Source organism: Litchfieldia stipae (assembly GCF_014837155.1).
Lineage (GTDB): Bacteria > Bacillota > Bacilli > Bacillales > Bacillaceae_L > Litchfieldia.
Genome location: NZ_JACYHA010000002.1, coordinates 221,331 through 244,527 on the forward strand (window position 1 = coordinate 221,331; position 23,197 = coordinate 244,527).

General features: G+C 35.0%; 20 protein-coding genes and 1 other annotated feature. Of the genes, 4 read left to right on the forward strand and 16 right to left on the reverse strand.

Annotated elements, in window-relative coordinates; all coding sequences use genetic code 11:
• Positions 1-46: 46 nt before the first annotated feature.
• Both F7888_RS03240 and glnA read right to left on the reverse strand, forming a co-directional pair.
• Positions 47-673, reverse strand: coding sequence for a YitT family protein (locus F7888_RS03240; protein WP_191777139.1), 627 nt, complete (start codon positions 671-673; stop codon positions 47-49).
• A 158-nt stretch (positions 674-831) separates the two neighbouring features.
• Positions 832-2,196, reverse strand: a complete 1,365-nt coding sequence (gene glnA, locus F7888_RS03245) for a type I glutamate--ammonia ligase (RefSeq protein WP_191777140.1) — start codon at positions 2,194-2,196, stop codon at positions 832-834.
• A 253-nt stretch (positions 2,197-2,449) separates the two neighbouring features.
• Between glnA and F7888_RS03250 the strand changes: the two genes are divergently transcribed.
• Both F7888_RS03250 and F7888_RS03255 read left to right on the forward strand, forming a co-directional pair.
• The gene (locus F7888_RS03250; protein ID WP_191777142.1) at positions 2,450-3,742 is read left to right on the forward strand and encodes a DUF294 nucleotidyltransferase-like domain-containing protein; all 1,293 of its coding nucleotides are present in this window, start codon (positions 2,450-2,452) and stop codon (positions 3,740-3,742) included.
• Between the two features lie 81 nt (positions 3,743-3,823).
• Entirely contained in the window at positions 3,824-4,348 is a 525-nt protein-coding gene (locus F7888_RS03255) for a putative nucleotidyltransferase substrate binding domain-containing protein (RefSeq protein ID WP_191777144.1), read from the forward strand.
• A gap of 40 nt (positions 4,349-4,388) precedes the next feature.
• Here the strand turns inward: F7888_RS03255 and F7888_RS03260 are convergent, their stop codons facing one another.
• The gene (locus tag F7888_RS03260) at positions 4,389-5,012 is read right to left on the reverse strand and encodes a hypothetical protein (RefSeq protein ID WP_225228577.1); all 624 of its coding nucleotides are present in this window, start codon (positions 5,010-5,012) and stop codon (positions 4,389-4,391) included.
• A 136-nt stretch (positions 5,013-5,148) separates the two neighbouring features.
• On the opposite strand from F7888_RS03260, the gene F7888_RS03265 reads away from it, so the two are divergent.
• Positions 5,149-6,090: a 3'-5' exonuclease gene (locus F7888_RS03265; RefSeq protein WP_191777147.1), complete on the forward strand. Its 942-nt coding sequence runs from the start codon at positions 5,149-5,151 to the stop codon at positions 6,088-6,090.
• 25 nt (positions 6,091-6,115) lie between these two features.
• Here F7888_RS03265 and F7888_RS03270 read toward each other — a convergent pair whose 3' ends face one another.
• The 4 genes from F7888_RS03270 to proB form a co-directional block, all read right to left on the reverse strand.
• Entirely contained in the window at positions 6,116-7,027 is a 912-nt protein-coding gene (locus F7888_RS03270; RefSeq protein ID WP_191777149.1) for an MsnO8 family LLM class oxidoreductase, read from the reverse strand.
• A gap of 73 nt (positions 7,028-7,100) precedes the next feature.
• Positions 7,101-7,775, reverse strand: a complete 675-nt coding sequence (locus F7888_RS03275) for an NAD(P)H-dependent oxidoreductase (RefSeq protein WP_191777151.1) — start codon at positions 7,773-7,775, stop codon at positions 7,101-7,103.
• 109 nt (positions 7,776-7,884) lie between these two features.
• The gene (locus tag F7888_RS03280; RefSeq protein WP_191777153.1) at positions 7,885-9,132 is read right to left on the reverse strand and encodes a glutamate-5-semialdehyde dehydrogenase; all 1,248 of its coding nucleotides are present in this window, start codon (positions 9,130-9,132) and stop codon (positions 7,885-7,887) included.
• Positions 9,125-10,240: a glutamate 5-kinase gene (gene proB, locus F7888_RS03285; RefSeq protein ID WP_191777155.1), complete on the reverse strand. Its 1,116-nt coding sequence runs from the start codon at positions 10,238-10,240 to the stop codon at positions 9,125-9,127. The genes F7888_RS03280 and proB overlap by 8 nt, the downstream gene beginning before the upstream one ends.
• Before the next feature lie 217 nt (positions 10,241-10,457).
• Positions 10,458-10,683: a binding site (T-box leader), on the reverse strand.
• 128 nt (positions 10,684-10,811) lie between these two features.
• Here proB and F7888_RS03290 point away from each other — a divergent pair.
• Positions 10,812-11,669, forward strand: a complete 858-nt coding sequence (locus tag F7888_RS03290) for a dimethylarginine dimethylaminohydrolase family protein (protein WP_191777157.1) — start codon at positions 10,812-10,814, stop codon at positions 11,667-11,669.
• 82 nt (positions 11,670-11,751) lie between these two features.
• Here the strand turns inward: F7888_RS03290 and F7888_RS03295 are convergent, their stop codons facing one another.
• The 9 genes from F7888_RS03295 to ade all read right to left on the reverse strand — a co-directional run bounded on the left by F7888_RS03295 (position 11,752) and on the right by ade (position 23,083).
• Positions 11,752-12,825, reverse strand: coding sequence for a branched-chain amino acid aminotransferase (locus F7888_RS03295; RefSeq protein WP_191777159.1), 1,074 nt, complete (start codon positions 12,823-12,825; stop codon positions 11,752-11,754).
• 179 nt (positions 12,826-13,004) lie between these two features.
• Positions 13,005-14,315, reverse strand: coding sequence for an allantoinase AllB (allB, locus tag F7888_RS03300; RefSeq protein WP_191777160.1), 1,311 nt, complete (start codon positions 14,313-14,315; stop codon positions 13,005-13,007).
• A gap of 37 nt (positions 14,316-14,352) precedes the next feature.
• Positions 14,353-14,856 (reverse strand): (2Fe-2S)-binding protein, encoded by a 504-nt coding sequence (locus tag F7888_RS03305; RefSeq protein WP_191777162.1) that lies wholly within the window; start codon positions 14,854-14,856, stop codon positions 14,353-14,355.
• On the reverse strand, positions 14,846-17,161 hold the full coding sequence (pucD, locus tag F7888_RS03310; RefSeq protein ID WP_191777164.1) for a xanthine dehydrogenase subunit D: 2,316 nt from the start codon (positions 17,159-17,161) through the stop codon (positions 14,846-14,848). Before pucD ends, F7888_RS03305 begins: the two co-directional genes overlap by 11 nt.
• A gap of 14 nt (positions 17,162-17,175) precedes the next feature.
• Positions 17,176-18,054 (reverse strand): FAD binding domain-containing protein, encoded by an 879-nt coding sequence (locus tag F7888_RS03315; RefSeq protein ID WP_191777166.1) that lies wholly within the window; start codon positions 18,052-18,054, stop codon positions 17,176-17,178.
• Positions 18,055-18,058: 4 nt separating this feature from the next.
• Entirely contained in the window at positions 18,059-18,715 is a 657-nt protein-coding gene (locus F7888_RS03320) for a nucleotidyltransferase family protein (RefSeq protein WP_191777168.1), read from the reverse strand.
• Positions 18,712-19,734 (reverse strand): XdhC family protein, encoded by a 1,023-nt coding sequence (locus F7888_RS03325; RefSeq protein ID WP_191777171.1) that lies wholly within the window; start codon positions 19,732-19,734, stop codon positions 18,712-18,714. The genes F7888_RS03320 and F7888_RS03325 overlap by 4 nt, the downstream gene beginning before the upstream one ends.
• Positions 19,735-19,768: 34 nt before the next feature.
• A complete protein-coding gene (locus tag F7888_RS03330; RefSeq protein WP_191777173.1) occupies positions 19,769-21,109 on the reverse strand; it encodes a 5'-deoxyadenosine deaminase in 1,341 nt (446 codons plus the stop codon).
• Between the two features lie 249 nt (positions 21,110-21,358).
• A complete protein-coding gene (gene ade, locus F7888_RS03335) occupies positions 21,359-23,083 on the reverse strand; it encodes an adenine deaminase (protein ID WP_191777457.1) in 1,725 nt (574 codons plus the stop codon).
• Between the last annotated feature and the right edge of the window lie 114 nt (positions 23,084-23,197).

Below are 23,197 nucleotides of genomic sequence, written 5' to 3' on the forward strand. Positions count from 1 at the left end.
AAAATAGTATCAATTGCTGGCATTAATTTCAATATATTTCCTAAAATTAAACGCGAATTTGTTCTTTTTCTAATGTAGCGACGCTATCCTTTTCCATTTTCTTTATTGGTGATTTTTTATATCTGCCAATTAAACTACTTGCAATGAAAATACATAACACAGAAAGTAAAGCCTTTGACCAGCCTACAATTGCAAGTGCGAATAAAATGATTAATGAATCACAAATAAAAATGACTAAACCTCTATTTAATCCTAATTTCTTCTCAAAAAAGAGACCAAGTATATGAATTCCACCAAGCGATGACCCATTATTTAGAACAAATGTTACACCAATTCCAATTAATAATCCAGAAAGTATTGCTGCAATGAGCATATTCATTTCAAAAGGAGGAATCCATAAGTCTAGTAGGTCGCGAATGAATGAGATGGCTGTTATAGAGAGTAGACTAGATAGGGTAAACCATTTCCCTAATTGCTGATAAGAGATAATAAAGAATGGTAAGTTAACAATAAAAAACCAAATTCCCCAAGATGCTTCAGTAATGTATGTAAGAATTGTGGCAATTCCTGCAGTACCACCAAACGTTAGTAGACTAAGAGAAAGAAGTTTGATTCCAAGCGAAGTAAGTAATAGACCGAGAAAAACGAAGATCAGTTTTTTAATTAAATTCATAATTCCCTCCATAAAATCATTGTACATTTAAATTTATCTATATAAGCCAGATTGGTCAATAGATATACAAGTAATAAGTCAAATCAAAACTTTTTGATATATCTGTCAAAAAATAAAATCTCATAAAAATAGTGAGGCTTTCACCCCACTATTTCCTATTAGAATTTTGATTGGTAGTTAACTAATTCCCAAGTATGGACAGCTGTTCTATAGTCATCCCACTCAGCTTTTTTCATACCAATGTATTCACCGTATACATGTTTTCCTAATGTTTTGAGTCCGATTTCAGAGTTCTCTAATTCAGCAATTGCAGCTTCAAGACTTCCAGGTAAATTCTCAATCCCTAAACCGAAACGCTCTTCTTCTGACATATGGAAGATGTCTTCATCAATTGAAGCAGGAGGTGTTAATCCTTTTTCAATCCCCTCAAGACCAGCTGAAGCAATTGCAGCAAATGCTAAATATGGATTTGCTGATGGATCTGGACAACGAAGCTCAACACGAGTTGCCATTCCACGTTTTGCTGGGATTCTGATTAACGCAGAACGATTAGAAGGAGACCAAGCAATATAACAAGGTGCTTCATAACCCGGAACCAGACGCTTGTAAGAGTTAACTAATGGATTAGTAATTGCAACAATGCTCTTCATATTCTCAAGAACACCAGCGATAAATTTGTATGCTTCCTCTGAGAGCTGATGTTTGCCATCTGCATCATAGAATAAATTTTCGCCATCTTTAAAGAATGACATGTTTACATGCATTCCAGAACCATTAATTCCAAATACTGGCTTCGGCATGAATGTTGCATGTAATCCAAATTGATTTGCAACAGTTTTCACAACCCATTTATAGGTAGTAGCTAAATCAGCTGCTCCAAGTGCATCTGCATATTTGAAATTGATTTCATGTTGTCCTTCTGCTACTTCATGATGCGAAGCTTCAATTGTGAACCCCATTGCTTTTAATGCCTTATAAATTTCTAAACGAACACGCTCACCATAATCCTTTGGTGATGGCTCAAAGTATCCACCATTATCACCTAATTCAAATGTTGGGTTTCCATTTTCATCTGCTTTAAATAAGAAAAATTCTAATTCAGGTCCTACAGAAATTGAATAGCCGTGATTTGCAGCACGTTCAACCGTCTTTTTTAGAACATTACGAGTATCTCCTTCAAATAAAGTTCCATCAGGATTTGAAACCGAGCATAAGAATCGAGCTTCTGAATATCCTTCTTCAACTGACCAAGGTAATACAGCGAATGTTGAAAGGTCTGGTACTAGATAAAGGTCTGATTTATTAATTGGAGAAAATCCTTTGATAGAAGAGCCATCAAACATAATTTTCCCTTCAACAACATCTTCTAATTGTTCAGCTGTGACTGTAACATGCTTCAAAATCCCTTCAATATCGACAAATTGTAAATGTAATAGTTCAACTGATTTTGTTTTAATTGTTTCTGTAATAGATTCAAGTGTAATAGTATTAATTGTTGTTTGAGATACTGTTGCTTCCGACATGTTTGATTACCTCACATTCAATGTTATATTTCCTAACAATGATTTAATTATAATGAATTAATAGTAAATTTACAATCTTTTTTTCTAAAAATATTGTATTTTTATGAAACTATTTGTTGTAAGCGCTACCCTTCGAGTGGGATAAATAACTAAATTGTATAGTAATTCAATTTCTGAGAATTAAGTGTTTTCGTTTTTTTATCTAATAAATATATGTTAGGGTTAATGTAATCCTATATAAGGAGGAGAAAATGTGACACATGAACAAAAACTACAATCTTTATTGAAAGATTATTACCTTTTTGATCAATTAACGTATGAAGAATTAAGTACTGTTGTTACTGATGCCCAGAGTGTGCATTTTAGAAAGGGAGAGTTTATCTTTCATGAAAATGAATCAATTGAAGATTTAGATTTATATTTCTTAATCGATGGCCTTGCTAAAAATATTCTACATCAGTCAAATGGGAAGCAAGTGTCATTAAGATATTATTATCCTGGAGATATAGTGGGTCTTATGGTGATGTTCACAAGTGGAGAATTGAACTTTTCTGTTCAAGCATTAGAAGACTGTACTGTATTCAAATTAAGTAAAGCACATTTTTTCAATATTATGCTAGAGAACTCTACTTTCTCTAAAGTGATTTGGGAAAGTATCGGAGAAAGAATGCAGACCTTATACAATGAAATAAAAAGTAATGCATCTAATGATGACGATAATAACATTCGCTTATTAAGTACAAGGGTTAAAACATTTATGACACCTCCCGTATTTATCTCCCCTACTGCAACGCTTATTCAAGCAGCTAACCTTATGAAAAAACATGACTTGAGTGGATTAATCGTTTGTCAAGACGATAAAACATTAGTGGGTACTCTGTCTTATTCAGATTTACTTGATTATATAATAGCTGGAGAGAAAACAGATCTAGTTGAAAACTGGTATAACAAAAATTATTTTAAAGTTACGGCCAATACCTTCACTTATGAAGCATTAGCGTATCTAAAATATGATCATATTCAAATTCTACCTGTATTAAATCAAAACAGAGTCATTGGGATGTTAACGCCTCGGTCATTCTTACATTTAAATGCGTCTAGTTTTCTTGAACTCTCTTATCAAGTCTTAAATGTTGAGCAAATCTCACAATTAAGAGAATTTGGGACTACAAAAAATTCAATGTTCCAATCATTTATATATGAAATACTAGAACATGAAAATTTCGCCTATGATGCAACGGAGGTAATATCAAAGCATAATGATATGATCCATCGTCAGTTGATTAAATTGACAGAACATGAAATGAAAATTGAAGGTCATGGCAAGCCACCAGTCAATTATTGCTTTATTATCATGGGAAGTCAGGCACGAGAAGAACAAGGGCTTCACACCGATCAAGATAATGGTTTAATTATTGATAATTACAAAAACAATGTCCATGTTGATCGGTATTTCCAGATCTTCACAACCAAATTGAATACTCATTTAAATGAAGTTGGATTTCCAGAGTGTACTGGTTTGATTATGGCTAAGGAACTTAAATAGAGAAAAACAATAGATCAATGGAAAGAAGATATTCAATCATGGAAGAAAGAATTAGATGCAGAAGAAATTCAGCGATTCACGATGTTTTACGATTTTAGACCCATTTATGGTGATTTTTCTCTAGCAGAAGAAGTACGAACATTTCTTATTGAAACTGTACAAGGGTCAAATTTGTTGCAGTTTCTACTGGTAAAGGATTCTTTGAGATGGAAAATTCCAGTCGGTCCACTTGGGATGATAAATCGAACGAAGAAAACAAAAATCCTTGACATTAAAAAAATAGGTTTAATTCAAATAATAAACACTGTTCGGATTTATGCAATTAAGTATGGAATTAAAGAGGTTAATACAATACAACGACTTCATCGATTAAAAGAGATAAAGGCAATGCACCCAAGAGATGTTGAAAATGCAAAAACAGCCCTACATTATTTGCATTATTATCGTTTAAAACATAACCTCCATCAACTCTCTGAAGGTCAACCTATTTCAAATGAAATTAGAATTTTAGATTTGTCTAAAGAGGATAAATGGAAATTAAAAGAAGCCATTCACATTGCAGCTCGGATGCAGCAGGCAACAAAGATTACTCTTAATCGAATTTAAACGAGTGAACCAATAAGACTAGGTTCACTCGTATTTATTTTTATAGTAAAGTTTTAATATGATTAATGCTTAGATTATCTTTTATCCCTTTTTTATTTTTTATATAATTTATCAATTCTTCATCAGTCATCGTATACGTATTCTTTATCCCTCTCAAAATAGTTGATAAATATTCATCTGAAGGACCCTGATATGGTACATCTCCTTGATCCCAAAAAGAAGTAAATGTAAATATTGGGTATAGGTCTTGTTCACCTAGATGGATGATATGACCATACCAAGAATTCCTAAAAGTAGATGCCTTTTTATCAATTACCTCAGTTAAATTTATATCTAAAGTGTTATCATCATTTTCTTGTCTGACGACATCCTTAAATTGGTCTGCAGTGATTAAATACATTCTACCAAATGTAAAATCATCTATTTTTGTTTCATGACCTATAAACGCAACACCACCATGATTCCATCTTGCTGCATTTTTTGCAAAATATAAGGAGTGTGGTATGATGATATCCTTTTCGATTAATGGATGTGTTTTATCCTTACATCCCCTCTCCTTCTTCGAAGAACCCTTAGGCATTCCTCCTTCGATATAGCATAAAAAGCGATTTCGATCTAAATTTGAACCATAACTGGCATACCAAACTAAATTGGATTGTTGCATTTTTGTCATCCTCCCTTTTTCAAAGAATATAATTCATTTGTATGTAATGCTTTAAATCTCCTAGATTGGAATATATTGATTGTTTCTAGAATTGTATACTTCAATTATAATAGCCTGTTAGATAGGGGGTGAATTTATGGCAGAAATAAAGCAATATGTATTTTTCGACTTTGAAATGCTCTGTTCTACCAATGGTATGACATTTTCAGATATGGAGAGTATTCGATTAGGTGCTGTTAAATATGATATCGATACAGAAAAAGTGGACTATTTCGATCACTATATTCGTCCAATTCATTTTAAAAAATTGTCTTATTTTTGTAAGCAATTAACAGGAATAAAAGATGAAGATTTAATTGGTGCTCCAAGCTTTCATGAAGTGTTTGACCTATTTATTGAATGGGTTGGTGGGATTAAGAAAACACGTTTCTTCTCTTGGTCTAAAAGTGATTTATCACGCTTGAAAATAGATGCTGTACTCCACGATATCTCTCCAAGTACAATAAAAAAAATCGAGAAAAGATATGTGGATTTCCAAGAGATATTCACAAAAAGAGTGACAAAAAATCAATTTTCTGTAGAAAATGCATTAGCACTATATGGATTACATTTCATTGGTGAAAAGCACAACCCAATGTATGATGCTTTTAATACGTTAAGAATCTATCTGGCTTTTCTAAATGAACCTGTGAAAACAGACTTAGTGATGTTACGTCAATTTATTTTTGTTGATCCAGATGAAGTACCAGAACTAAAGGACATTAACCAGAGATTAAGCAATTATTTATCAAGTGAAATCCAGCAGTTTGTTCAAAATTTAACTGATATATATTCATTAAAAGACTTTCATAAAGTACTGAAATCAATTCGAAAGCTAGTTGAAAAATATGAAAATATTATTTGTAATCGATCCGGTTTGTTCTCTAAGCGTAATATTTTGATTGTAAGGAAATTCGTTGATTTTTATCATGAAATGTTATTCGCTTATCAAGAGCACTCAAATCATTCTTCTAGAATTATTATACTAAATGAATACATTGTCCAACCAATAGAATTTTTAACATTGAAGCGAGGATGACTACATCTTCCTTCGTACATAATTTTCACAGTAGTTTGTCTGCTATAAGTTGAAGGGAAAGTAATCGTTCCTCATATGACCTTGCAGGTGTATTGATCATGATTTCTTCTGTTTGATACTTTTCTTTTAATTCCTCTAGCTCTTCTTGTACAACATGGGGATCTCCTACTATTGTTTTTTGTTGAGTCATATTCTCTTTCATATCCTCTGACAATGTGCTGATCATCTCTTTCGCTTTATCGGTTGTTTTGGCACAAATTACATTGACAGTAATATTTGTTTGTGAAATCTTCATATTACCATATCTAACTTTCCATTCTTCTCTATATCGCGATAGAATTTCTACTCCACTTTGGTCACTCATGAATTGCCCAAATGCATAAGCCATTCCCATTTCAGCTGCAAGAATTGCACTTTTTTGACTAGTTCCCAGAATCCATACTTCTGGCTTCTGTTGTGGAATAGGTATTGGCAACACCGAAGAATATTGGTGTTCTTGTGGGAATGTTTGATGAATGAAATGCTTCAGTTCTTTCACTTTTTCAGGAAATTTATAGACTTCTAGTAAAAATTGTTCAGATAAAGCCATCGTAGCTTCAGCTGACCCACCAGGCGCTCTACCTAATCCTAAATCTACACGGTTAGGAAAAAGTGCTGCCAACGTGTTGAAGGTTTCAGCGATTTTGTAAGGTTTATAATGAGGAAGAAGTGTTGCTCCGGACCCAATTCGAATTCTTTTTGTCTTAGCTCCAATAGCAGCTAATAAAACCTCAGGTGAGGAGCTGGCTAAATTGATAAAATTATGGTGCTCTGTTAACCAATAACGATGATAACCTAGTGCATCTCCCATTTGCGCAAGCTTAATTGCTTCTTTTAAAGCCTGCTCTGCAGTTTCATTTTCTAGAACTGGGGCTTGATCTAAAATACTTAGCTTCAACTTTAAACCCTCCTTTTAAACAAGGAGCTTACACCTTCGGGACGTAAGCTCCTTACATCATTTCAACCTTAAATTAAACCCATTCTACAATATCACTTAGTTCTTTCCTTGTTTTTGGACGTGGTTCTTCTTCTCTGTATCCAAAAGCAACCATCACTGCAACACCTAGATGCCCATCCTCTAATAAATTTCGTTCTTCTAGAATTGAAGTAACTGCCTCATAATCAAACCCTTCCATCGGACAAGAGTCTATGCCAATTTGAGCAGCTGCAGTCATCATGTTACCAAGTGCAATATAACATTGCTTACAAGACCAATCAAAAATCGTTCGTTCAGTTTCTAAGATTTTTGTATCAGTTTCCTGAAAAACTTTGTAGCGTTCTTTGATTTGATCAAGTAATTCAGCAGGAAATTTCTTAACATTAAGCATATGATTCTTTATATAGTCAGAGTCATATTTCACATCTTTAATAGTTCTTGCCAGAATAATGACAAAGTGGCTTGCTGTAGGTAGTTGACCTTGCGCTCCCCAAGAAACAGTACGCAGCTTTTCCTTTAATGCTTGATCTTCAATCACTAAGAATTTCCAAGGCTCAAGTCCGATTGAACTTGGAGATAGCCTACCAATTTCTAAAATAAATGAAAAATCATCTTGAGATATTTTTTTATCTGGGTTGAATTTTTTAGTGGCATGTCTGAATTTAAATGCTTCTATGATTTGTTCCTTCGTTTTTGTTTTGGATTCCACGTTCTCATCTCTCCAATCACTTCAAATACTTAGATATTAACAAGTAAGTAACATCTAATTTATAGTAGTAACATTAATTGTCTATTTCATTCAAGAAATAAGCTTCAACCTATTCCCGAATTTGTCCATTTCCATAAATGAAAAACTTTGAAGACGTCAAAGCATTTAAACCCATCGGCCCTCTTGCATGTAATTTCTGTGTACTTATACCGATTTCTGCGCCATATCCAAATTCAAAGCCATCAGTGAAGCGTGTTGAGGCATTGTGATAAACAGCAGCTGCATCAACATGAGTTAAAAAACTTGTTGCGTGCCTCGTATTTTCAGTAATAATAGATTCTGAATGTTTCGTTCCATACGTATTAATATGGAAAACGGCATCTTCCACTGTTTTTACGACTTTTACACTTATCACTAAATCTAAGTATTCTGTATACCAATCTTCTTCTGTTGCTAGTTTAGCCTTCGGGTAAATGGCTGTCACATTTTCATCACCGATGATGGTTACACCATGTTCTTCAAGCTGGTGAAGAATGGTTTTTCCATGTGCATTAAACCAATCTTCATGGATTAGTAATGTTTCTATCGAATTACATACAGAAGGTCGCTGTGTTTTTCCATTCAATACAATTTGAGAAGTCATTTCAAGGTCGGCTGTATCATCAATAAAAATATGGCAATTTCCAGCACCTGTTTCAATTACAGGTACAGTTGCTTCTTTTACAACTGTTTCAATTAAGTTTTTACCGCCTCTAGGTATTAATACATCTAAATACTGATTTAAATGAAAGAATTCTTTTGCTGTTTGTCTGCTTGTATTTTCAATCAGTTGGATAGCTTCAACAGGGATATTTGTTTGTTCTAAAGCTTTATGCATTGTTGCTACTAACACTTTATTTGAATGAATAGCAGAAGAGCTACCTCTTAGAATCACTGCATTTCCGGTTTTTAATGATAATGTGGCTGCGTCGACAGTTACATTAGGTCTTGCTTCATAAATCATACCAATAACACCTATTGGGACACGCTTTTTGAAAATTTCCATTCCATTATCCTTAGTGATTGTTTCAAGTGTATCTCCTATAGGGTCTTTTAGATCAATTAATTGATCTATGGCTAATGCCATATCATTAATTCGTTTTTCATTTAACATAATCCGATCTAGAATGCTTTCTGATAGTCCTTTTTGTTTAGCTTCATCTAAATCTAATTGATTGCTGATAATAATTTGATCTTTGTCTTTCAACAATTGTTCAGCAATTTTCTTCAGTGCAATATTTTTCTGTTCAGTAGTTAATCCGACCAATGAATAACTTGTTTGTTTGGCTTTTAACCCTTTTACTCTTACTTCACTCATTTGGAGCCCCCCATTGTGTAGACGTCACCCATTTATCACGGTGTATTACCTCTTTTGAATGATCAGATTTTAAGATCGAATCACGTTCTTTAATCATTACTTTAAGTTCTTTTGCTGAGTAATACACTTCACCCTTACCTAGAATTTGATCATCAAATAATACTTCTACTACTTCTCCTTTATGAAAATCTCCTTCTATCTTGAGAACTCCTGCAGGTAGCAAACTTTTACCTGCATGCAGTAAAGCATCGTTAGCGCCTTTATCTATAAAAACTCGTCCAGAGACATCTGAATGAAATGCAATCCATTGCTTATTCGTATTGATGGAACCACCTTTTTCCGATTCAATATATGTGCCGTCACCGTTACCAGAAATGATTTCTAACAGCTTGTATTCTCCTTTTCCTTGACCAATGAAAATTTTCACCCCAAGTGAAAGAGCGGTTTTTGCAGCAACCATTTTTGAATACATTCCACCAGTTCCAACCTTCGAACCAGATCCATCTGCAACCTGAAGTTGATCAGCATTGATAGATGTTAAATGGTCAATTTTCTTTGCATCAGGATGTACTTTAGGGTTCGCATTATAAAGACCATTAATATCAGTTAATATAATTAAATGATCTGCATGAATAAGTCCACTTACAAGTGCTGAGAGCATATCATTATCACCAAACGTTAATTCCTCTACTGAAACCGTGTCATTTTCGTTGATGATTGGCAAAATTCGCCGTTCCAAAAGTTCAGTAAGTGTTGAGAACGCATTTTTGTATCTTTCTCTTTTTGTGAAGTCTCCTCTTGTTAGTAAAACTTGAGCAGGTGTAATCTTAAATTGACTAAATCCATCTATATACGACTGAATTAGTAAGCTTTGACCGACTGCAGCAGCAGCTTGCTTTCCTTTTAAGGTGATTGGTCTTGATGGATAACCAAGTTTTTTGAATCCAGCTGCAACAGCTCCTGAAGAGACAAGGATGACTTCATGACCGTTATCACAAAGGTTAGCAACTGCTTGAATGTGATCTTGAATCTTAGAATGATCAATTTCGCCTTGAGTGTTCGTTAAAGAACTACTTCCAATTTTGACTACAATCCGCTTTTTTTCCATCCCAATACTCCTATCTCTACAAAATAAAAGGCTGTTTCGTATACATTGTTGCTTTTAATACCCGCAGCCTGAATACACTCCGCGTCCTGTGGGGACCCACGCATCCCACGGGAGTCTTGAGTTTATTCAGTCTGCTAGAAATTTATTCTCAATTAATTTATCTCAAAAACAACAAACTTTGAGAAAAAGCCAAATAAAAAAGCCAATCATCCTCATAATTAAGGACGAAAGGCTTTTGCTTTCCGTGGTACCACCTTAGTTGGACATGGCATTTTATTGCGAATATGTCCCACTTTTCCCCTTGTAACGTTGGGTAACGCCTATCTTTTTTATAGGACTCAAAGGGCAGGTTCGGCGTTTTTATTGTGATGAAGCTTCTCAGCTAATGGCTTCACTCTCTTACACATAAATGGACGCTTACTATTCCTTCTCATTGATTTAAGATTATTGTTAAATAGTATGACGAGAAAATCCCATATTGTCAAGATATTCAGATTATAACTCTTCTTTATAATGCAAATACTTTTGGACAAACTATTGTATAGTAAAAAGATAATCACTGGAGGTTAATATGTCAACAAGAACCAATGAACATCAACGAACTATGTGTCATAGTGAATACGATCCATTGCATCAAGTCATCCTTTGCCAACCACAATATATGACAATTAGAGATGTTATTAATGATACTCAAAAACACTTTAAAGATGTTGGAATTCATATAGAAAAAGCGATGGAACAGCACGACATGTTTGTTCGAACACTAAGAGACCAAGGTGTAGATGTTGTCCTACTTCCTTCTCTTTCTAAATATCCTGAACAAGTTTTCACACGTGATATTGGTTTCACCCTAGGGCAAACGATTTTTGTTGCCGAAATGGCAAGTGACATACGAAAAGGTGAAGAAGATATATTAAAAAAATGGTTAGAGGATGAAGAAATCTCCTACTATAATTTGATTGGTGACCGTGTTGAAGGTGGAGACGTAATTATTGATGGGCAATCGATCTATATTGGTGTAAGTGATCGTACAAACCGAAATGCAATTGAACATATTCAACGAATACTGCCAGAATATGAAGTAATACCAGTTCCATTTATTGAAAAATTTTTACATTTAGATTGTGTATTTAATATCATTTCAGACCATGAAGCACTATATTATCCTGATGCTTTCACAATAAAGGAAATTGATATATTAAAAAAACGTTATGACTTAATTGAAGTAACGAAGGATGAACAGTTTACGCTTGGAACAAATGTGTTATCGATTGGACATAAGAAGCTCTTTAGTTTACCGGTAAACAAACATGTTAATAAAGAGTTAGAAAAGCGAGGATATGATGTTATAGAGGTAGATATCACAGAGATCATTAAATCTGGTGGATCTTTTCGTTGCTGTACCCTTCCAGTTTTGCGATCGAAATAATAAGGAAATTCCAAATCATTACTGAAAAAGGACTAAAACATAAGGTACATCCTTGTTTTAGTCCTTTTAAATTCTAATGCGATTAATCCACAGTTACCGTCCATTCAAAATAATCAGGTTCAGCCCCCTTTTGAATACCTGTTAATGTGTCGTATAACTTCTTTGCAATAGGTCCTGTTTCTCCGTTATTAATGACGATGTTTTCACCATGCCATGATAATTCACCAACTGGAGAAATGACCGCTGCTGTACCAGTGCCAAATACTTCTTCAACTAAGCCATTTGAGTACCATTCAAATAGTTCCTCAATCGCTATTTTCTTCTCGACTACTGGTACTTCCCAATATTTAAGTAATTGAATAACTGAATTTCTAGTTACTCCTTCAAGAATACTTTCATTAAGTGCTGGAGTAATTACTTCTCCATTCACTTTAAAGAAGATATTCATACTCCCTACTTCCTCAATATATTTCTTCTCAACACCATCTAACCAAAGAACCTGAGAAAAGCCTTTTGTAGAAGCAACTTCTTGCGCCTTTAGACTTGCCGCATAATTCCCACCAGTTTTTGCTTTCCCAGTCCCTCCTGAAACTGCTCGAACATATTGATTCTCTACATGTATTTTTACTGGGTTAATTCCTTCTTTGTAATATGAACCAACAGGAGAGAGAATAATGATAAATTGATAGTGTTGTGATGGTGCGACACCAAGATATGCTTCAGTCGGAATAATAAAAGGTCTAATATATAATGAAGTACCTGGAGCTGTTGGAATCCATTCCTTGTCAATTTCAACCAATTTTTTCAATCCAGCCAATACCAGTTCCTCATCGATATGAGGAATACATAGACGCTGGTTTGATTGATTCAACCGTTCTACGTTTTTAGTTGGTCTAAATAAAAGGGCCTTTCCCTCTTCAGATAGATATGCCTTTAAGCCTTCAAACACAGTTTGTCCATAATGAAATACCATTGCTGCTGGATCTAAAGAAATAGGCTGGTAAGGAATGATTTTTGGATCATGCCATCCTTTTCCCTCTGAATAATTCAAGGTAAACATATGATCGGAAAAAACTTTGCCAAATGATAATTGTTCAGGATTTGGTTTTTCTTTTTTGTTAGTGGTTAAATTAATCTCAATCGTTTGTTCATTCATTTTTAGAACTCCTTACCTTAAGTTGTAAATGTTTTGTTATGTAACTACTATAATACTTCTTTCATCACAATCAAAGAATTATTTTTAAAAATTTAAAATAATTCAGTTATTTAATGATGTAAAACTAAGTAATATCAGCAAGTTTAGAGGTTGTCAAAAAAAACACCTTAATAGGTGTTTTACAAACTATGAACAATATTCCCATCTACCAAAGTGTAATGCACCGTTCCTCTTAATGTTTTTCCGATATAAGGACTATGTTTGTGTTTATAAAATAGGTCTTCCCTCTTTAACATGAATGAAGAGTGAGGGTCTATGATTGTTAAATCAGCATCACTTCCTACTGCTATTGTTCCTTTCTGAGGAAATAATTGAAATCTTTTTGCTGGATTTGTAGAAGTAAGTTGGACAATTCTTTCTAAAGATACATCTCTTTTGTGATAGCCCTCCGTTAGTAAAACATGTAGTGTTGTTTGTGCCCCAGAAATACCACCCCATGCTTGAAGTAGCTCTCCTTGTTTTAACTCTGGAGTGGAGGGAGAATGGTCTGAGCCAATAATATCAATCTCATCCTCAATAATTGATTTCCACAAAGAATCTACTTCAGCTCGTTCACGTAATGGTGGACAACATTTTGCAATAGCTCCTTTTTCATCAATATCATCCGTTGTTAATGAAAGGTAATGCGGACAGGTTTCCATTGTTATATCCAGCCCTTCGTTCTTTGCCTGGCTAATAACTTCAGCTATTTTTCTACTACTTACATGAACAATATGGAGCCTACATCCAGTTATTTTGGCATAAGTGATTAGTTTTTGGACTGCTTCAATTTCAGAAATGATTGGCCTTGATTCAGAGAACTCTTTACCCGATACTTTCTGATTAGGAGAGAATGAATCAGCTAAAAAATTCGTAATAGCTTCACTTTCTGCATGAATGGCTAATATCGCTTCTATTTGCGCAATTTCCTTCATTCCCCGAAGTAAACTAACATCATTGCATGCCTGAAACTCGTCGATTCCACTACCTGACATAAATGCTTTGAATCCAATTACACCTATTTCCTGTAGCTCTTTTAATTGATCAACATTCTTTGGAACAAGACCTCCCCATAACCTAAAATGAACAACAGATTTTTGTTCTGCCATTTGTTTTTTTAGCAAATAAGCCTCTTTAGTAGTTGTAGGTGGGTTGCTATTTAATGGCATATCAAAAAAAGTAGTGACTCCACCTGCTGCTAGACTTTTACTACCTGTTTCAAACCCTTCCCATTCTTCTCTCCCTGGTTCATTAAAATGAACATGTGAATCGATTAAACCAGGTAGTATGGTTAGGTTTGTAGCATCCAATGTTTTCGTTGCTAGATTAGCAGAAAGAGTGTCAGATGAAAGCTGTACAATGATTCCATCTTTAATGCCAATATTTAATCTTGCAGAATAGGATTCTGTTACGACTAAGCCATGATTAATAATTAGATCAAAACGATTCATACATTTGCCACCTTTAATTCGTAATTACATCTATTGGTTATGAATTCTCGATGTATCTATGAACAGCACGAATGATTCCGTTATATCCTGTACATCGACATATATTACCTGATAATGCATTTGAAACTTCCTCTAAGTTCGGCTTAGGCTGATTTGTCAACAACGATTTTAATGCCATGACCATACCAGGAGTACAATATCCACATTGTAGTGCTCCTTCCTCAAGAAACGCCTGTTGAATCGGATGTAATTCATTTTTCGAGAGGTTTTCAATTGTTTCAATTTCTGACTCCTGTAATTGGTAAGCCATTATCAAACAAGAATTGACTAATTGTCCATTCATTAATACCGAGCAAGAGCCACAACGACCAATTTCACATGAAATTTTCGTACCGGTTAATTGTAGTTCTTTTCTAAGAATATCTACTAAACGATAGGTTGCTGGAACCTTCAACACATATTGTTGTCCATTAACATCAAATGACAGATTAATTAATTTACTCTTTTCCCCTGTTTGTGTAAAAGAACCCTCAATATTCATGATTATCCGCTCCTTCACTATTAGGAAAAAGTTGAAATGCCTTTTCAGGTGTAATTTGAGAAAGAATTTCTTCAGGAGATACAGGGAGATTTGTAATCCAATAACCAGTTGCATCATGAATAGCTGCTACAATCGCAGGGGCAACTGCCACAGTTCCAATCTCACCTACTCCTCTAGGACCAAATTCATCACCTTCCATTAGTTCTTCAATCGCATGTACCTTTGTATTAATTGGTATATCCTTAATTGTCGGCATTAGATAGGAGTCAAGGTTTCTTGTTACATATTTCCCTTCATTCATTACTGCATCTTCCATCAAAGTAAAACCTAATGCCATCACTCCACCACCTTCAATTTGACCTAAGTAGCCCATTGGGTTCACAACTGGTCCAGCAGCGATTGTATGTTCTAGCTCTTTCACTTTCACTTTTCCAGTGATCATATCAACTTCAACTTCTACTGCTACAGCACCGAAGCTATAGAGAAAGTGACCTCCAATGACAGGGTCAGGTGTTGTAGGAAAATCATAACGACTTGTAATCGTTGGTAATTCGTCTAATAGATTGGGAAGCTGGTTATATAAAATAATAGGTTCAGTAGAATCTAGTTTTCTTTTATCCCATATCCCTTTTGGTCCAATTGTAAGGTGCATTGAGTTGATTCCAATTTTCTTTTCAACCAGCTGCAATAATTGTTGCTGCCATGGACCTTTCATTCTCTTAATCCCTTGCCAAGCCATATTTGTTGCGCGTGATGCTGTAGACGAACCTGATGGTGGAACTAAGTCTGTATCACCAATGATTATTGATATATCATCCTTATTACAGCCTAATTGTTCTGTTAACATAATTTCTATTGAAGCTAGTAATCCTTGACCTACTTCTTCAAAACCAAAAGCAATTTCTATCTTTCCTTCTTTTGTTAATGATAGTCGACCGCCGGAAGGATCTAGTCTACCATAACCAAGACCGCCGCCATGCATCGTGATAGCCATGCCAGTTCCTTTTAGCTTCCAGCGTTCGGATGAGACTTTTCTTTCGCTTAAGATTGAGGAGGATTTGATATGATTTAAAACATCAATGGCACCATTATGAGGAACAATTCGTTGCCCTAATGGTCCTGCATCATTTGCTCTTCTGATATTAATCCTTCTAATTTCCACTTGACTTATGTTCAGTAGATCAGCAATTCGATCAAATTGAGATTCCAGGGCAAAGGTAATTTGATTTCCTCCAAATCCTCTAAACTCTCCGGATACTCCATTATTTGTAAAAACCGATAAACCTTCAACATTCACATATGGGATGATATAAGGTCCGGTTGCATGCTCTACTGCAAAATCAAGTACAGCTGGACCTAAAGAAGCGTAAGCGCCAGTATCAGCTATGATTCTAACTTGATGAGCAATAACTTTACCATTTGTCTGGACACCTGTTTTCATCGTTATTTTCATTGGATGACGTTTTAATCCAGCAATAACTGAGTCTTTCCGCTTTTGATGAATTTTCACAGGGCTTTTTGTCAGAATTGCCAGAAGAGCAGCATATGGTTGGACATTTAATTCATCCTTTCCCCCAAATGATCCGCCGATAGGACTTGAAATAACTCTAATTCTTTCCTCTTCTATATTCAAAATTCGCGAAAGCTGAAAACGATCTTTAAATCCATGCTGTGTAGCAGCATAGACGGTGATGTCACCGTTTACCCCAGGTACAACAACCCCACCTTCTGTCTCCATGTAGCCATGCATTTGTCGGGGGGTATAGTATGTTTCTTCCACAACTTTATAGCAGGACTCAAATATTTTCTCTATTTCAACGTTATCTGTTGTTTTATAATCAGCTCTGTGTAATATATTTCCACTTGGATGTAGATTAGTAGCTTCTTTTGATAGTGATTTTTCAGGGGTGTCAAGCACTTCTAGTGGTTTGTAGCGCACTTCAATTAGTTGAAGGGCAAGGGCAGCTAATTCATCAGTTTCAGCAGCAACGGCAGCTAATGCGTCACCTTCATATCGAACATATTCATCACAGAAAACTGGTTGATCCGGAAAAATCAATCCGAAACCATTCAATCCAGGTATATCTTTGGAAGTAATAACTGCTTTTACACCAGGCAATTCTTCAGCCTTTTTTGTATTAATTGATAGGATTAATGCATGTGGATACTCACTTCTTAAAATTCTGCCATAGAGCATGTCGGGGAAGGAGAGATCGGTTAAATATTTTAAATGACCTGTCACTTTATCTTTTCCATCAGGACGTTTGTGCCATCTTTTTTTTGCCTGGTCTCGGTTCAATTCCATCGTACTTCCCCCCTTTAATTCGAAGTAAATTGCTCAGTAAGAAATCCCATAATTATATTAGCCGCAACTTGTTTCCGATAACTCTCTGTTGCAAATGCATCAGTATATGTTTGAATTTCATCACATATAAGCTGATACAAAGAAACTACATCTCTTTGTTCGTGTAATCTATATTTTATAAAAGATTCACTATTTTTTAATTGATGTGGGATATGGTCTCCTCCACCTATACAAATAGAAATGTCTTTCACTTTTGCTTCAACCGATTTGCAATAGATCGCGACACTAACTAGGGCTGCCGTAAATGCTTCTCTTCTTCCAACTTTCCTGAAGTAATAGGTATCAAGATTCGTATTGTTTTTGATAGGAATAACAATATGAGTTAGAAGATACCTGTAAGCTAGTTCAGGGGATTTGAGCCATTGTTCTAATGGTATGTTTATAATAGTTGAGCCGTTATAATAGTTAACTTCCGCATTTAATATTAGTAATGCTGGGATTGAATCCCCTACTCCACTACAAATATTCCCACCAATCGTTGCCCTGTTTCGAACAGAAGGAGCAGCAATTGCTGTTATTGCATTTATCAATACGTTTGCATATTCATTGAGAATGATGTTCCTTTCACATGCTGCAAGTGTAGTTAAAGCACCGATTTCAATCATTTTTTGATGATTATTTTCTTTTAGTTGAATGCCACGTAATTCTTTAATTGATTCAAGACTAATTAGATTAGTTGGAATTACTGCTCCAGTTTCCCATTGAACCTGCAATAATGTCCCACCAGAAATAAGTGTGGCATTTGCTTTTAATTGTTTCAATTCCCAACATTCTTCTAATGAAGAGGGAATGTCAACTTCAGGTATCTTTGCTAAGTTGCGATAATATTGCATACAATCATCCCTCTTTACAATTTAAATAAGTTAAATAGGTAATGGCGATTTCATAATCTTCTTTTGTGTCAATGTCATGAAACATGCGTTCGTCCTTAAATTGAATCACTTTCCCTTTTAATTTCCCTTTGTTAATTAGCTGACGTGCCCCTTTGTCTCCTGTCATTGTTTGAAGGATAGGTAAAGTATGATTTAGGAAGATAATGGGTGGTTTTATAACACCTTCTATTGAAGCTGCAATATAATCAAAATGTAAATGAGGTGAATTTATTAGTGCTGTATATTCGTCTAGTAAACTTTGAATCAATAATGGTGAAACAAAAGGTTGATCAGCTAAAAAAATCATATAAGCATGTGGCTTTAACTTACTTGCTTCTGCAAGACCTGCCTTTAAAGAATATGATTGCCCATATTCAGCGTTAGGAGAGGATACATATGTCCATTTTGCTACTAGATAATCTTGATAAAAAATTGGATTTAACCATGAGAGATTATCTTCCCTTTTTTTTACTATAATCGTTGTATTTATTGAGGATGTTAGAATAGTATATAGAGCAAAACTCCCTAATGAATCAAAATTAAATGGTAACGTTAATTTGTTTGACCCCATTCTAGAGCTTTTTCCGGCTGCTAAGTATATGCCAACAATATTAGTGTTCATATATTCATCAGCTCAGTTTTTGTACTCCTATTCTTCACTTGTATTAATTCTGCAAGAATACTAATAGCTATTTCATGAGGATCTTTTGCCTGAATGGACAAGCCAATAGGATAGTGAACCCACTTAGGCGGCTGAACCCCCTCTAATAATCGCTGTGATCTTGCAAGTGATCCTAGCAGACCCAAATAGCGTACTTTCATTGGTAACAACTGATGAATTAATTCTTTGTCCTTCTGAAAATGATGTGTCATTATAACAACAAAGTCATGATTATTTGGCTTTGTTTGACAAATTAATTCCTTCGTATTTCCGATGACTAATTGGTGCGCTTTTGGAAAGTAATCTTCATTGCAAAATCCAGGTCGCCAATCACATACAACCACCTTAAAGCCCGCTCCTGATGTAAGTTCAACTAGAGGAATTGCATCAGGTCCAGCACCAAAAACCAGAAGCTTAGGTGGTGGAGAAAAAAGCTGTGAGAAATAATAACACTGAGAAGCTTTGAAGTAAACAAAAGGGAATTCTTTTGTTAAAGAACTACTTTCTGAATTAGTTATTTCATTTAATGTCCCAAATGATGTCCCATCTTCACAAACAAATCTATAACCTACTAATTGATAATTTGCAGTTAGCTTTTTGATTAATGTTACTTCAAAGCCTTCGTTTAGCTTTGCCGATAGCGTGATAAAATGCCGCTTCAACTGATCAGTCAATCGTTCAACTAAGACTTGAATCGTTCCATTACAGCCTACTCCCTGCCCCCAAGATAGATCGTCTTCAGAACTCATATCATATAAAGTTGAAAAAGAAGTAAAGGATGGATCCTGTAACTTAATTCGTTCATATAAATCAGCTTCAAGGCATCCACCACTTAACAATCCGGTACTTGATCCATCTTTGTTAAACACCATAGAGGTGCCTTCTTTTTGATAAGAAGATCCTTCGACATTGATAATGGTCGCAAGATATTTTGAATCTCGGGAAGCTAAATGCTCTAATACTGAGTATGTGTATTTCATCTGTGTATAGATCCCCCCTTTTAGCAGTACAAGATTATGAATAGATTAATGAATTAGCAGTCTTCAATAAACGTTTAATTGATTTGTTCGATTCAGTAAGGATGAATTCCTTATTGATTGTCTTCATGATGCGATTCTCCATCACAATTTTCCCGTTAATAATTGTTGTTTCAACATCTGCTCTTGTAGCTGAATATACGACTCGAGAAATGGGATCAACATCGACGTTTGGATAGACGTGAAAATCATTCAAATTCATGATAACAATATCTGCTTTCTTTCCTGCCTCTAAACTTCCAATCTCGTGCTCTTGGCCCATTGCTTTTGCTCCGCCAATAGTTGCCATCCTCAATACTTGCTTTGCATTCATGACTGTTGGACCATGTAGAGGCTTTTGAATGATTGCTGCAAGTCTCATTTCATGAAACATATCTAAATTATTATTACATGGTGCTCCATCTGCACCAATACTTAATGAGATGTCTCTATTTAATAAATCTGGTATTTCAGCTACACCTGATGCTAGCTTTAAGTTTGATCCTGGGCAATGACTTACCTTAACCCCACGTTTTTTAAGAATTTCTTTTTCTTCTTCATTAAGCCATACACAATGCGCTAAGATTAACCGTGGATTGGCTAAACCAATATGATCTAGATACACAATGTTTCTCATCCCACGTTCTTTTTCGACAATTTCAATTTCTCCAAGATTTTCAGATGCATGAGTATGAACCTTCACATCATATTGTTTGGAGAGATCGCGAACCTGTATAAGTAAATCTTCACTGCATGATATGACAAATCTAGGGCAAAAACTGTATTTGATCCTGCCATCGTCGTAATTATTCCATTTCTCTAGCAACCTAACACTTTCTTCTATTGAACTTGATGTACTTTCCATAAGCCTTTTAGGTACATCCTCTCCAATATCCATCATGACTTTGCCAGAGATTGCTCTAATTCCGCTCTCGGCAATCGCTTTAAACGCCGAGTCTGTGTGATGAACGGTTTCCATATCAATAATTGATGTCGTACCACTTTGTATTAACTCACCAATTCCAAGCATCGCAGAATAGTAGAGAGATTCCTCATCGTGTGATGCCTCGAGTGGCCAAATTTTCTTTGCCAACCAATCCATTAATTCTAAATCATCAGCTTGGCCTCTAAATACCGTTTGGCACAGGTGAATATGTGTATGAACAAAGCCTGGAATCACTGTTTTACCTTTTGCATCTATGACCTTATCAACATTAACTTCTTCTATTTTAGGGGCTATTTCTGCAATTTTGTCATCTATAATTAATAAATCACCATAAACAATCTCATCTTGAATATTCATTGTGATGATCTCCGCATCTTTTATCAAAATCCTCATAAATAACATCCCCTATCGATTATCCATATCTCGTGTCACAAAATATAACACGCATTGTTATTATTTTATAGATTAAATCTTTCAGAATTATTTGTCATTGTAAATAATGATAAATTTAATAAATGAATTTAGTTATTTTAAACAAAATTTATTGATGCATTTGTATTTAATGTTATTTTCATTGTTATAATTTCTCTCAAAACAAAAAAACGCTAGCAAGCTTAAAGATTTGCTAACGATTTTAACAAATTATTTTACAGTGAGCTCAATATGTTTAAACTTTGTAACATCAAAAAGACCTAGGTCGGTCATTTTTAACTTTGGGATAACTGGTAGTGCAAGAAATGAAAGAGTTAAAAATGGATGAAATTCAGCTGAAGCACCAATTTCATTAAGTGCATGATTAATGACATTTAATTGTTCATTCACTATTTCAAAGCGATGCTCTGAAAGTAGCCCACTAATAGTTAGAGGAAGTGATGCCAGGACTTGTTGATTTTCAACAACAAGTAAACCTCCACCCATTTTTATCATTTCCTCCGAGGCAAATATTAGGTCTTCATCATTAGTACCAGCTGCGATTAGATTGTGAGAATCATGAGCAATCGTTGTCGCAATTGCTCCTTTTTTTATTCTCAGGCCCTTTACAATACCTAAACCGATATTATTTTTCGTACTATGGCGTTCAATTACAACAAGCTTTAATTGGTCTTTTTCGATCGAAGGGACAAATTGTCCCTGATTACTTGTGACTTCTTCAATCAAATGATTAGTCACCAGACTATTTGGAATGATTTCTATGATATTGGCTTTTTGTTTAGTAGTTATATTAATTGAAAGATCACTTTTATTTATATCATGTATATGAACACTATTAATTAGAGAAGAAGGAATGTCAGCAAGTGTGGTTTTATGATTTACTAAATATCGCCCCTCTTTTGCTACAAGCTTCCCCCTAGAATATACTTGATCTATTTCCATACGCTGAAGGTCCTTAATGATTAAAAAATCCGCATCATATCCAGGGGCAATGGCCCCTTTTTCTGTTAGTCCATAACATTCAGCTGCATTTAGGGAGGCCATCTGAATAGCGATAATAGGGTCAACACCATATTGAATCGCCAATCTAACATGATGGTCTATACTTCCTTCGTGAATAAGATCATCGATGTGTTTATCATCGGTTCCAAAAAGACATCTTCTCGAGTTTCGATTCGTTACTACTCCAATTAAATTGGGTAAATCTTTAGCAACAGAACCCTGTCTGATAATGAGATACATGCCTCTTCGAATTCGATCAACTGCTTCTTGAGCAGTGACAGATTCGTGATCTGTTTTTATGCCTACTGCTGTGTATATATTGATTGCATCAGATCCAAGCCCTGCCGCATGCCCATCAATTTTCTTTCCTTTAGAATGCGCATCATGTATCTTATAAAGCATATCTTCAGATGCACTTGCTACGGAAGGATAGTCCATGACCTCACCAAGACCAAGCACCCTTGGATGATCATAAAGTGGGGATAGATCAGAAGCATTTAAAATAGCTCCTGCATTTTCGTAAGGTGTTGCTGGTACACAGGAAGGTAGCATCATGAATACATTAAGTGGTAATTGGTCTGAGGAGTCTAACATATATTGAATACCTTTAATTCCTGATACATTTGCAATTTCGTGGGGATCTGCAATTATCGTTGTAACACCATGAGGTAAAACTACCTTCGCGAATTCTTGAGGGGAAACCATTGATGATTCAATATGAACATGGCTATCAATAAAAGATGGACAGATGTAATGGTTCTTTGCATCAATGATTTCTTTTCCATCATAATCACCAATCCCTACAATCACACCATTCGTAATTGCAACATCAGCTTGAATGATGTCAGAAGTAAAGACATCAATAATTCTCCCATTTTTTATTACTACATCTGCTTTTTCTCGTTTCGATGAAGCATCAATTCTCACTTTCATTTCTTCAATTGAACTTCTCAATATAATTCCTCCCTTTTACTAGCGTTTTTGATTTTTAACAAAAGGCTGCTTTCGTATATATTGTTGCTTTTGATACCGCAGCCTGAATACACT